This window comes from Candidatus Zixiibacteriota bacterium, assembly GCA_036397555.1.
In the GTDB taxonomy this organism is placed as follows: Bacteria; Zixibacteria; MSB-5A5; order WJJR01; family WJJR01; genus DATKYL01.
On sequence record DASWIS010000007.1, the window covers coordinates 1 to 11,946 of the forward strand.

Here is an 11,946-nt window from a genome sequence, read left to right on the forward strand (position 1 = left end):
CCATCGTGCAGTGGATCGAGGGCTGGTACAACCGCGAACGCATGCACACCAGCCTGGACGATCTCAGTCCGGTTGAATTTGAGGAACGCTTGTTGCTGGAATCTATCTAAACGAGTGTCAACGAAAACGGGGGATCATCAGATGCTTTCTGTACAGCACAAAGTACACCCAAGATGAGGAGGTGGTGAAGGACAAGTTGCTAGGGCGGTTTCTGTGGGATGAGCAGTGCACAGTATACGAAATCGTCCCTGAGTACACGATAAACTTGCCAAATACCAATACTCCAGCGATTGCATACTTTTATCCTTGGACTTCCCACGGTACGTCCGGTTTGGAGACTGACTTTCTCGTTTGCGACTGCCCCAACTTGGGCGACCCGGCCATGAATGGCCCCATCGTGAACGTCTTCGACATAGTACAGGCGGTCAACGTGGCTTTTAGAGCTGGCTCGCCGACGCACGATCTTCAATGTTTTGCCCGAACGGATGTTGACTGCAGTGGCATAACGAACGTGTTCGACGTCTATCGTTTTGTGGAAGTCGCTTTTAGAGGTGGGAACAAGGATCTTCTGTTTTGTAGCCCCTGCGAGTGACCCAAGACAGGTCAGCATCACAGGGAGGGAGGGAGCATGAGACAATCTATGCTACTGGTCCTGCTAAGTGTTTGGTTAGCCAAGGCGGGCACGACTGCGGCAGGAGACGCGATTATCTGCGACTCAAGGCAAATTCCACTTGGAGCCAGTACCGCGGAGATTGGAGTCTGGGTAGAGAACGACATTGCACTTAATGCAATCATCATTCCTCTGGAATTCCGCAGTCTTGGAACGGAAGCTTACGTTGCGGATACGCTCTTTGTCGCAGTCCAAGGCAGGCTGACGAATTGGGGTGAAGAGGGCTCCGGGATAGTCGTGATCCAATACTTTCAAGATCGTGGGTATTTTGATTTCATGCACACCTGCGGCGAAGATGACGGCGTTTGGGAACCGGTTGCCGTCATCACCGAATTCGAGAGTCCCGATGCGGTAACCATCGTTGCACTTGGGATCGAACCCGCCACGCTCAGTCCCGGAGCGGACACAATGCCTTCGATCAGTATCAAGTTTGGAATCTTGAATGAAGTTGGAGCATTCCAGATTGACACAACCTGCACGCCGCCGGACAATCACTTGCTGTTTTATCAGTTCGCAGGAGGAGATGATAACGCCGTCACTCCTGCATTCAGCAAAGGAGAGATCGAAATCTGCTGCTCCTGCGACTGCCATGCCGATCCGTATTGCGACACGGTGTACAACGTCTTCGACGTCGTCAAGATCAGTCAGGTCGTCAACCAGGGCTACCCTGAGCCGGACGATCCGAATCCGTGCTGTCCGTATCACACGACAGATGTTGACTGCGACGATGACACCGACCAGACGGATTTGGACAAGATGGCGGCCGTCTGCTTTTACGCCGCCGACCCGGACACGACATTCTGCCATCCGTGTCAGTAATGGGCTGCGCGTTATTTGTCAGTTGACTCTTGGGCTCCCGAAATTTCTTGTCTTGTAGAGGTAGGTGCCGCGATCGGTGATGAGCCGGAATGCCCCTTGACGCCGCGTTGGGCTTGGGCGGAAGGCGGCGATGACCCATCACTCCACCATTCGATTATCTGCCAAGTGTCATGGGAGCTGCCGCGCATTCCAACAACTCGCGCTCAGACAAGCCCTTACCGGCGAAATCGCTTGACAGGGCGCTTTCAAAGTCGATAATGTCCGCCGCGCCCGGTCGCCTCTTCCCGACGACCGGGCGGATTGTCATTTCGGGACATTCTGCGACATGTCCGAATTTGCCGCCATCGCCGTTTTCCTGGTCCTCGGGGTCGGGTTTGTCCTGTTTAACTTCCTGCTGTCGAAGCTGATCCGTCCCAAAAACCCCAATCCGATCAAGCAGTCGACCTACGAATGCGGTGAGACGCCGGTCGGGCCGGCGTGGATTCAGTTCAATGTGCGGTTCTACATCTTCTGCCTGATCTTCGTGATTTTCGATGTCGAGATCGTCTTTCTGTTCCCGTGGGCACTCGTCTTCCAGTCGCTAGGGCTCTTTGCATTTGTCGAAATGGTGATCTTTGTCGGCATCCTGATGTTCGGCCTGCTCTACGCGTGGAAAAAGGGCCTGCTGCGCTGGTACTAAACGCGGACTGATCGGGACCCATGCTGGAACTCGACAAGTTGATCGGATTCGTCGGCGCGCAGATCGCTGCACTGGTGACAGCGCTCGGACTGGGACCGGATTGGGTGACGCTCGTGCAGTTGGTGGTCGCGGCGCTGACCCTGATCGGCTTCGCCTCAGTGATGGTGTTGGGGCTGGTGTACGCGGAACGCAAAGTCTCCGCGCACATCCAGATGCGCGTGGGGCCGATGCGCGTTGGCTGGCACGGGATCCTGCAGACATTGGCCGATGCCGTCAAGTTGCTCCAGAAAGAAGACATCACACCGTCGAATGTCGACCGCGCCATTTATTTTTGGGCGCCGATTGTGACGTTTGTAGCCGCCTTTGCGGTCTACGCGGTCATCCCCTTCGGCCGGGGACTGGTCGTCACCGATTTGAACATCGGCATACTCTATATCCTGGCGATCACAACATTCGGCGTCATCGGATTGCTGATGGCGGGATGGTCGTCGAACAACAAGTATTCACTGTTGGGCGGGTTCCGCTCGGCCGCGCAGGTGGTCTCCTACGAAGTGCCGATGGCGCTGGCGGTGATCGGCGTAGTGATGCTGACCCAGACGCTCTCGATGGTGCAGATCGTCGGGCAACAGGAGAAATTCTATCAGTGGTATGTGTGGCGTCAGCCGATCGGCTTTCTCATTTACTTTGTCGCCGCCACCGCCGAAGTCAATCGGACGCCGTTCGATCTGCCCGAGGCCGATTCGGAGTTGGTCGCCGGATTTGTCACCGAGTATTCCGGGATGAAGTTCGCGATGTTCTTCCTCGCGGAGTTTCTCAACATGTTCACGGTCGCGGCGATCGGCACGACGCTGTTCTTCGGCGGCTGGAACGGCCCCGTGTTGCCGTCGTGGATGTGGTTTCTGATCAAAACCCTCGCCGGGGTGTTCGTTTTGATGTGGATGCGCTGGACTTATCCGCGTCTGCGGGTCGACCAACTCATGGGATTCGCCTGGAAGTTTTTGCTGCCGCTGGCGATCCTCAACATTCTGATCACCGGGCTGTTCGTCGTGCTCTTTTAATCGGCCGATGGATACGATCACACTGGTCTTCTTCGCGCTGGCGCTGTTGATCATCACGAGCGCGCTGTTTGTGGTGACGTCGAAGAACATCTTCCACTCGGCGATCTTTCTGATTATGGCGCTCTTCGGCGCGGCGGGTATGTTCGTCATGCTGGAAGCGCCGTTTTTGGCGGCCGCGCAGGTGCTGATCTATGTCGGCGCCATTGCGATCCTGATGATCTTCGCGGTGATGCTGACTGCGCGCATCGCCGACGAATCGATCATTCACACCAATGAACAGGTGCCCGCCGGACTGGCGATTGCGCTGGGACTGCTGGCGGTCATCCTCTATGGACTGTGGAACACGCCGTTGACGATCCACGGCGGCACACCGCCGTCCGGCGGCGGTCACAAGTTGGGCGAGTTGTTCCTGACAACCTTCGTGCTGCCCTTTGAAGTCGTATCGGTGTTGCTGCTGGCGGCGCTGGTCGGCGCGTTGATCATCGCGCGGCGCGATCCCGGCGCGACACCGCGTCCGAACGATCAATCAGCGGAGCAGACCGGCGCATAGGACCGATCATGCATGTCGAAATCGGACTGAGTCACTACCTCGCGCTCTCGGCGATCGTCTTTTGCATCGGCGTGTTTGGAATGCTGACGCGCCGCAACGGAATCGGTGTGCTCATGTCGATTGAATTGATGTTCAATGCGGTCAATATCACGCTGGTCGCGTTCGCGCGGTATGTCACACCGGTGGAAATCACCGGGCAGGTGATCGCGGCGTTTACCATCGCGGTCGCCGCCGCCGAAGCGACCGTCGCGCTGGCGATCGTGCTGCTGATCTACCAGCACCATCGCGGAATCGATGTGGACCGGATCAACATCATGAAGTGGTAGGGATCGCCCCCCCTCTCCCTGTGGAAGAGGGCCGGGGTGAGGGAAACATAAAACAGACATAACATCATGCTCTCCCACGCCTGGATCATACCGCTTCTGCCGCTTTTGGCGATGGTGCTGATCATGTTCGTGACGCACCGAAACCGCACGATCTCCTCGGCGCTGTCGATCGCCGCGGTCGGCATCGGCTTTGTCTATTCGTGGATCATCGCCGTCGACATCTGGACATTCCCGGCGGTCCACCGCTTCAGTATCGAATGGCTCAATCTCGGGCCGTCGATGAACATCCCCCTGGGGATTCAGATCGATGGGCTGACGGCGATGATGCTGATCGTGGTGACGACCGTCTCGCTGATGGTCCAGATTTATTCGCTGGGTTACATGCACGGCGATCCGCGTTTCTCGCGATTCTACGCGTTCCTGTCGCTGTTTACGATGGCGATGACCACACTGGTACTGGCCGACAATTTTTTTCTGATGTTCGTCAGTTGGGAACTGGTCGGTCTGGCCTCATATCTGCTCATCGGCTATTACTTCGAAAAACAGTCCGCCGCCGACGCCGGAAAGAAGGCGTTCATCACGACCCGTCTGGGCGATCTGGGATTCATAGTCGGCCTGTTGATGCTGTACACCGCGTGCGGCACGCTGGCGTTCGACGGCGTCTTCGGAGCGGTGGAATCGGGCACACTCGGCGGTGGGTACCTGGCCGCGGCCGCGGTGTTTCTGTTCATGGGCGCAATCGGCAAGTCGGCCCAGGTGCCGTTGCATGTTTGGCTTCCGGATGCGATGGAGGGCCCGACCCCGGTCTCGGCGCTGATCCATGCCGCGACGATGGTGGTCGCCGGTGTTTATCTGGTCGCGCGTTCGATGACCATTTTCATGGCGGCCGAATCGGCGGCGATGCTGGTCGCCTGGATCGGCATCATCACCTCGGTCATGGCCGCCGGCATCGGTCTGGTGCAAAACGACATCAAGCGCGTGCTCGCCTATTCGACCGTGTCGCAACTCGGTTACATGATCATGGCGCTGGGATTGGGCGGCTTTACGGCGGGGACATTCCACCTGATGACGCACGCCTTCTTCAAGGCGCTGCTGTTTCTCGCCGCCGGTTCGGTCATCCACGCGGTGCACACCAATGACATTCGCGAGATGGGCGGACTCTTCCCCAAAATGAAAACGACGGCGACTACGTTTTTTATCGCCGCGTTTGCGATCGCGGGCATCTTCCCGCTCTCGGGTTTCTGGTCAAAGGATGAAATCGTCGCCGCAACGCTGGGCCATCCGATCTTCACCGCCCTGACGCTGTTGGTGGCATTCATGACCGCCTTTTACATGTTCCGTCTCTGCTTCCTTGTGTTTACCGGCAAGCCGCGCGACCAGCACAAGTTCGATCACGCGCACGAATCTCCCCGGTCGATGACGATGCCGCTGGTCTTCCTCGCGGTGCTATCGGTCATCTCGGGATGGATCGGACTGCCGTGGCTCACGCACGGTTTCTCATCGGTCGTCTATCACGGGCATCCGCACCACGCCGAGTTTCATCTGAACCTGGCGCTGATCGCCACCACGGCGGGGTTGGCCGGAATCGGACTGGCGTACCTGATGTATTACAGGCGTTCGCTCTCGCCGGAACGCATCGGCGCGGCGCTGCCGGGCGTGTATCGGACTCTGTTGAACAAATACTACGTCGATGAGGCATACGACGTCCTGTTCATCCGCCCCTACTACGCGATGTGCCGCGGATGGTTTTGGTTCGATCAGAACATCGTCGATGGTCTGGTCAATGGCACGGGAGCGTTCGCGCTGGGCTGGGGCCGTTTCCAACGGTGGTTCGACGAGACGTTTGTCGACGGCGCGGTTAACGGCATCGGACGCGTCACGCGCGGCTTCGGACTGGTGGTGCGTCATGTGCAGACCGGTCAGATGCAAAACTATGCCTTCATCATTTTTGCGGCGCTCGTGGTGATGTGGCTGCTGCGGTGAGTGAGCGACTGTTACGACGGGAGACCAAGCAATGTCCGGCATTCTATCGTGGATGATCTTCCTTCCCATCGCGGGCAGCGTCGCTGTCCTGCTGCTGCCGAAGGACAACCACAAGGCAATCCGGTGGACATCGGTCCTGTTCACTGCGATTCCGCTGCTGCTGTCGCTGATGCTGCTGTCGGCCTACGACAGCACGACCGCCGCCTTTCAGTTTCAGGAACAGGCGGCGTGGATCCCGGCGCTGAATGTCAACTATCACCTCGGAGTCGACGGGCTGGCGGTGCCGATGCTGTTTCTGACGGCGCTGCTGTCGTTTCTGTCGATCTTCATCTCGTTTAACATCGACAAACGCGTCAAAGAGTACTTCGCCTTCTTCATGCTGTTGGAGGCCGGTATGATGGGCGTCTTCTGCGCGCTCGATTTCTTCCTGTTCTATGTGTTCTGGGAAGTGATGCTGGTGCCGATGTATTTCCTGATCGGCATCTGGGGCGGACCGCGCAAAGAATACGCCGCCATCAAGTTTTTCCTCTACACGCTCTTCGGTTCGGTCTTCATGCTGGTGGCGATCCTGGCTTTGTATTTCACCTCGATGCCGCATTCGCTGTCGATCCTCGAACACATTCAGCGCGCGCCGCAGTTGGGACATGGATTCCAATTGTTTGCCTTCGTCTTTTTCTTCATCGCCTTTGCGATCAAGATCCCGACGCTGCCGTTTCATACCTGGCTCCCCGATGCGCATGTCGAGGCGCCGACCGCGGTCTCAGTCATTCTGGCCGGTGTGCTGCTGAAGATGGGAACGTACGCGCTGTTGCGCATCTCGTTTCCGATGTTCCCCCATGCGACCAGGTACTTCGCCTTCCCCATGGCCGTGCTCGGTGTCGCCGGCATCATCTATGGCGCCTTCGTCTGCATGGCGCAGAAGGATCTGAAGAAACTGGTCGCGTACTCATCGGTCTCGCACATGGGATACTGCCTGCTGGGCATGGCCGCGGTCGGCTCGGTCGCCGGGATTTCCGGGTGCATGTTCCAGATGGTCTCGCACGGACTGATCACCGGGGCGCTGTTTATGCTGGTCGGCGTGATCTACGACCGCACACACAACCGTGAGATCGACGCTTACGGCGGCATGTGGCTGAAGGTGCCCGTGTACACCGGCGTGATGATTCTCTTCGTGCTCGGATCGCTCGGACTGCCGGGACTGTCGGGGTTTGTCAGTGAGTTCATGGTATTCCTGGGCGCGTTCCCGTATTTCAGGACAACGGTCGCCATCGGCGTGATCGGCGTGCTGTTGACGGCGGTGTACTTCCTGCGCATGATCCAGAAGATGTTTTTGGGACCGATCGCCGGGCACAGCGAACAGTTGACCGAAATCAACGGACGCGAGCTCTTTGCGGTGATTCCGTTAGGCGTGTTGATGATCGCCATCGGCGTTTACCCGTCGCTGCTGAGCGATTACATCAAGGCCACGATCGAAAACCTGGTGCGGCTGATCGGGGCCTGAGAACAGTTTGTTCGAAACGCACATGAACAACGACGAAAGAGTCAGTGCTGTCCTTCTGAGGAGTTCCGTTCCGCCGAACGCGGGACGGGACGACGAAGAATCTGCTGTTGTCCCCCCATGCGGAAAGAAACAGATGCTGCGCTTCCCTCGGCTGCGCTCGGCACAAGTCGCCCGGGATGGCACAGTGGCCATGTGTGATTTCAGAGGGTAACGCGACCAGCCATGAGCTTCGACATCGCCGCCTTCTACGCCGACTGGGACATCATCCTCCCGGAGTCGTTCCTGTTGCTATGGGGCATGGCGATCATTTTTGCCGCCGTCTTGAAGAAGGGCGGCGACAACAATTCCGGCGCGTTCGCGGTCTGGACGATCATCGGCGTGCTGATCACCGCCGCCTGGGTGGCGTACACCGGCGACGGCGCCGCGTTCGGCGGCTCGCTGGTCTTCGACCGGCTCGCTGTGGTGTTCAAGGAAGTCGTGCTGCTGGCGTTGGTGTTGACCGTGGTGTCGTCGATCGACACGGTCGGACGCTTCCCCGCGCACCGCGGCGAATACTACGGCATGCTGCTGTTCTCGGCGGTCGGGATGATGTTGATGGTCTCGGCGACCGAACTCCTGCTGTTGTATCTCGCCATCGAGCTGTCGAGCATTTCGCTGATGGTCCTGGCGGCGTATCGCAAGACCAGCAGGCGCTCGGCCGAGGCGGGCCTGAAATATGTCATCTTAGGCGGCATTTCATCGGCGATTCTCTTATACGGTGTTGCTCTCCTCTATGGACTGACCGGCACGACCGAACTGGCCGCGATCAAGACATCGCTGGAGGACATCTACACACAGAATGCCGGCTTCCCCCCCGGCGTCTTTCTGGCGCTGATCTTTCTGTTGGCCGGATTCGGATTCAAACTGGCGCTGGCGCCGTTTCACATGTGGGCGCCCGATGTGTACGAGGGCGCGCCGACTCCGATCACGGCGTTTATCTCGGTGGCATCCAAAGCCGCGGCGGTGGCCGCGTTCATTCGCGTGTTCTTCGTTGGATTGGAGTACTCGCAGTCGCTCTGGCTGCATGCGATTGCGGTGATGGCGGCGCTGGCAATGATCATCGGCAATGTCACCGCCATCGTGCAAAGCAACATCAAACGCATGCTGGCGTACTCGTCGGTCGCGCAGATCGGATACATCCTGGTCGGAGCGGTCGCGCTCGACAGTTGGGGGACCGCGTCGATGGCGTTTTACTCGCTGGCGTATCTGTTCGCCAACATGGGCGCGTTCATGTGCGTGATCGCCTTCTCCGACCAAACCGGCTCCGATGACATCAACGATTACACGTCGCTGGCGCGGCGTTCGCCGGTGCTGGCGGCGCTCTTCGCCTTGTTCCTGCTGTCGTTGACCGGGATTCCGCCGACCGCAGGATTCATGGCAAAGTATTATGTCTTTTTGGCCGCGATCCGCGCCGGATACATGTGGCTGGTGATCATCGGGCTTCTGACTTCGGTGATCGCGCTGTACTACTACGCCGGCATCATCCGCAAAATGTATTTCCCGCTTGAGCAGCCCGAAGGCGGACTGAATATGTCCGGGTCGCTGCGTCTCGCCTTAACAATCGCCGCCGTCGGCACAGTACTTTTCGGCGTCTACCCCGGCCCCTTTGTCGACTGGGTCAAGAACGCCGCCGATCTGCTGATGGCCGCGCGGTAATTACTCGAATCCATATCAGGTTCTCGTAGGGGCACGGCGTGCCGTGCCCTGACCGCGCTGACCCGGCGCCCCTGCAGAATGAACGCGCTCACACAGCACCTGCGCCGCTCTGTCAAAACCCCATCCTCCCGCTTGACACTCCATAGGGATCGAGTATGATGATATCAGACACCCCGCTTTCAGAGGCGCATTCGAGGCCAAGCCATGCGCGCACGATCCTTCAAATCCCGGCTCTCCGTCAGTGCTCTTGCAATACTGGCACTCGCGTTAGCAGACACGCAACTCGCACACTCCGCTGACGACCCTCAATCCTCGCCGTTGTTTGACCAGAGCTTGCGGCAGTCGATCGACCGGCTAGACCCCACGGCTGCACCGCTTCCAGACAGCCAATTGCCCGAAGCGACGGACGTCGCTGACACGACAATTTCGTGTATATATGAATTGGTCTGTGTCGAAGGCGATCCGGATTCCGTGGCTGAATTGGGATTGGTCATTGGCATGCACCGCAAACGGAATTCCTGCTCCAGCAGATTCAATTGTGCGCAATTCACTCAGTCGATGATCGGCTCGCTCTGCTTGTCGTGGCGCTTTATACGGTGTGAATCGACGGATCTTCCTCCGATTCCCGGCGTGTGGATGCGCGATTACTACGACGCCTGTGCCTGTGGCGGAGGCACAACACGCGACGCATCACCGACGTGCCTTGTGCCGACATGCATTATGTCGACGTGCATCGGAGGAATGACGTGTACCGGAAGTTACGTATCCTGTGCGGGAGCGCCAACCTGCGACGGACCGACTTGCGATCCGCCGACCACGTGTGATCCACTTCCTACATGCGGTCAGCATACGACTTGTTCAGCCAACACAACTTGTAGCGCAACATGCCCGGTCTACAGCAGCTGCGCCGGGCACACCGCTTGCGACGCGACCTGCACTGGCGAAACCTGCGGGGAGAATACCTGTGCTCCGGCTGCAAGCTGCCCTGTGGGTCCGACTTGTTACGGGTCGTATACGTGCGGTCACGTCACGTGTGAACGCAGCACCACATGCACGACGTGCCATCTCATTCCGACATGTGAACCCACATGCTTTTCCCCCACTTGTCCAGACTATACCACATGCGGAACCACCTGCGATGGACAGACGTGCGAGGGCAGTACCTGCTCTCCACAATTCACTTGCGACGTCTGGATATCGACCTGCGTCGGAGTCTCCTGTGACGGCGCTACCTGTGACCCCTCCTTTGTCACCTGCATAGGGCCAACATGCCTGGCGACCTGCGGCGGAGGTCTCACCTGCAACGGCGAGACTTGTATACTGTATTCCACCTGTCCGGACCATTCCACCTGTGGCACAACGTGCGTGACGTCGACTTGCTCCGGATTCGTGACGTGTGGCAATACATGTGTCACTCCAACATGCGAACAGTACTCCACCTGCGGTTACCTCCCCAATTGCCTGTTGTGCAACTGCCCTTCGCAGGGCGATCTCAACCGCGATGGACGGCTCAATCTCATTGATCTTTTGGGGTTCCTGAACATCCTGATGGATCGACCGGTGACATACCGTGCCGATGCGACCTGCCCCGCCATCGACCGCGCTGATTTGAATTGCGATGACGAACACACGATGATCGATGTCATTATCATGGTCGATTACGTGTTCCGACGGGTCGACGATCGGTGTAATCCGTGCATCCAGTAAAGTCCTGTCTCCGACCCGCCCTTGGCTGACAGTGTGGACTCTGTTTGTAGAGGCACGACGCGTCGTGCCCCTACGACCGCAGATCATCGACATGTTTCGAGTCGCCCACCGTGGTGCGACTTTGCGTATCTTCCCCGCATGTCGATGGATCATGAAAACTTCGGCTACAACGCCACGGTCATCGACCATTTCCAGAACCCTCGCAACGCCGGGGACATGGACAACCCGTCGTGCATCGGTGTGGCGCGCAATTCCGACTGCGGCGACATGCTCAAGCTGACGTTGCGCATCGACGGCGACCGCATCACCGAGGTGAAGTTCAAGACCTTCGGCTGCGGCGCCGCGATCGCCTCGTCCTCGATGCTGACACTGTTGTTGAAGGACAAGTCAGTTGCCGACGCGGCACGGATTACCGACAGCGACGTCGCCGCGGCATTGGGCGGTCTGCCGGAGCACAAGATTCATTGCTCGGTGCTCGCGCAGGAGGCGACGGCGGCCGCATTGGCCGACTGGAAGAGACGCCATCAAATCCAACACTCGTAACTCTTCGTGTGCCGGTCAGCCCTTGGGCTGACGGTCGTCGCGCAGCGGCATCGCTCACGTTTCGTGTGCCGGTCAGCCCTTGGGCTGACGGTCGTCGCGCAGCGGCATCGCTCACGTTTCGTGTGCCGGTCAGCCCTTGGGCTGACGGTCGTCGCACAGCGGCAAAGCTCACGTTTCGTGTGCCGGTCAGCCCTTGGGCTGACGGTCGTCGCGCAGCGGCAAAGGTCACGTTGATCGGAGTCCTATAGGCCCATGGCCCGCGGTCAGCCCGAGGGCTGACCCGCACCGAACGCCCGTAACTCTTTCTGGAACATCACAATCAGTGCGAACTGTCGGCGGCGCCGATTGTTATGATACATTATGGGGGGAGTGCCGATCCGGTCAGTGAATGGTGGCCACGGCCGACATCTTGAGA

Annotated in this window: 11 protein-coding genes; all 11 read left to right on the top strand. The window is 58.5% G+C overall.

Going from position 1 to position 11,946, the window contains the following annotated elements; all coding sequences use genetic code 11:
• Nucleotides 1-110 (top strand): IS3 family transposase (locus VGB22_01180; GenBank protein ID HEX9749889.1); only part of this gene is annotated, 110 nt, incomplete at its 5' end.
• 797 nt (nucleotides 111-907) lie between these two features.
• Nucleotides 908-1,489 carry a hypothetical protein gene (locus tag VGB22_01185; GenBank protein ID HEX9749890.1) on the top strand — a complete coding sequence of 194 codons (582 nt, stop codon included), beginning with the start codon at nucleotides 908-910 and terminating at the stop codon, nucleotides 1,487-1,489.
• 325 nt (nucleotides 1,490-1,814) lie between these two features.
• Nucleotides 1,815-2,168, top strand: coding sequence for an NADH-quinone oxidoreductase subunit A (gene ndhC, locus VGB22_01190; GenBank protein HEX9749891.1), 354 nt, complete (start codon nucleotides 1,815-1,817; stop codon nucleotides 2,166-2,168).
• Between the two features lie 20 nt (nucleotides 2,169-2,188).
• Nucleotides 2,189-3,226 (top strand): NADH-quinone oxidoreductase subunit NuoH, encoded by a 1,038-nt coding sequence (gene nuoH, locus VGB22_01195; GenBank protein HEX9749892.1) that lies wholly within the window; start codon nucleotides 2,189-2,191, stop codon nucleotides 3,224-3,226.
• 7 nt (nucleotides 3,227-3,233) lie between these two features.
• Nucleotides 3,234-3,776, top strand: coding sequence for an NADH-quinone oxidoreductase subunit J (locus VGB22_01200; protein ID HEX9749893.1), 543 nt, complete (start codon nucleotides 3,234-3,236; stop codon nucleotides 3,774-3,776).
• 8 nt (nucleotides 3,777-3,784) lie between these two features.
• Nucleotides 3,785-4,102: an NADH-quinone oxidoreductase subunit NuoK gene (nuoK, locus tag VGB22_01205; protein ID HEX9749894.1), complete on the top strand. Its 318-nt coding sequence runs from the start codon at nucleotides 3,785-3,787 to the stop codon at nucleotides 4,100-4,102.
• A gap of 66 nt (nucleotides 4,103-4,168) precedes the next feature.
• On the top strand, nucleotides 4,169-6,085 hold the full coding sequence (nuoL, locus tag VGB22_01210; GenBank protein HEX9749895.1) for an NADH-quinone oxidoreductase subunit L: 1,917 nt from the start codon (nucleotides 4,169-4,171) through the stop codon (nucleotides 6,083-6,085).
• A gap of 31 nt (nucleotides 6,086-6,116) precedes the next feature.
• Nucleotides 6,117-7,586, top strand: coding sequence for an NADH-quinone oxidoreductase subunit M (locus VGB22_01215; GenBank protein ID HEX9749896.1), 1,470 nt, complete (start codon nucleotides 6,117-6,119; stop codon nucleotides 7,584-7,586).
• Between the two features lie 222 nt (nucleotides 7,587-7,808).
• Nucleotides 7,809-9,281, top strand: coding sequence for an NADH-quinone oxidoreductase subunit N (locus tag VGB22_01220; GenBank protein HEX9749897.1), 1,473 nt, complete (start codon nucleotides 7,809-7,811; stop codon nucleotides 9,279-9,281).
• A 1,365-nt stretch (nucleotides 9,282-10,646) separates the two neighbouring features.
• A complete protein-coding gene (locus tag VGB22_01225) occupies nucleotides 10,647-10,988 on the top strand; it encodes a hypothetical protein (GenBank protein HEX9749898.1) in 342 nt (113 codons plus the stop codon).
• Between the two features lie 144 nt (nucleotides 10,989-11,132).
• Complete coding sequence (locus VGB22_01230) at nucleotides 11,133-11,531, top strand: iron-sulfur cluster assembly scaffold protein (GenBank protein HEX9749899.1); 399 nt, start codon at nucleotides 11,133-11,135, stop codon at nucleotides 11,529-11,531.
• The last annotated feature ends 415 nt before the right edge of the window (nucleotides 11,532-11,946 follow it).

Coding starts and splice junctions, on each gene's coding strand:
- VGB22_01230 (HEX9749899.1), top strand. CDS start 11,133: ATGGATCATGAAAACTTCGGCTACAACGCCACGGTCATCGACCATTTC.
- VGB22_01200 (HEX9749893.1), top strand. CDS start 3,234: ATGGATACGATCACACTGGTCTTCTTCGCGCTGGCGCTGTTGATCATC.
- nuoH (HEX9749892.1), top strand. CDS start 2,189: ATGCTGGAACTCGACAAGTTGATCGGATTCGTCGGCGCGCAGATCGCT.
- nuoL (HEX9749895.1), top strand. CDS start 4,169: ATGCTCTCCCACGCCTGGATCATACCGCTTCTGCCGCTTTTGGCGATG.
- VGB22_01220 (HEX9749897.1), top strand. CDS start 7,809: ATGAGCTTCGACATCGCCGCCTTCTACGCCGACTGGGACATCATCCTC.
- ndhC (HEX9749891.1), top strand. CDS start 1,815: ATGTCCGAATTTGCCGCCATCGCCGTTTTCCTGGTCCTCGGGGTCGGG.
- VGB22_01215 (HEX9749896.1), top strand. CDS start 6,117: ATGTCCGGCATTCTATCGTGGATGATCTTCCTTCCCATCGCGGGCAGC.
- nuoK (HEX9749894.1), top strand. CDS start 3,785: ATGCATGTCGAAATCGGACTGAGTCACTACCTCGCGCTCTCGGCGATC.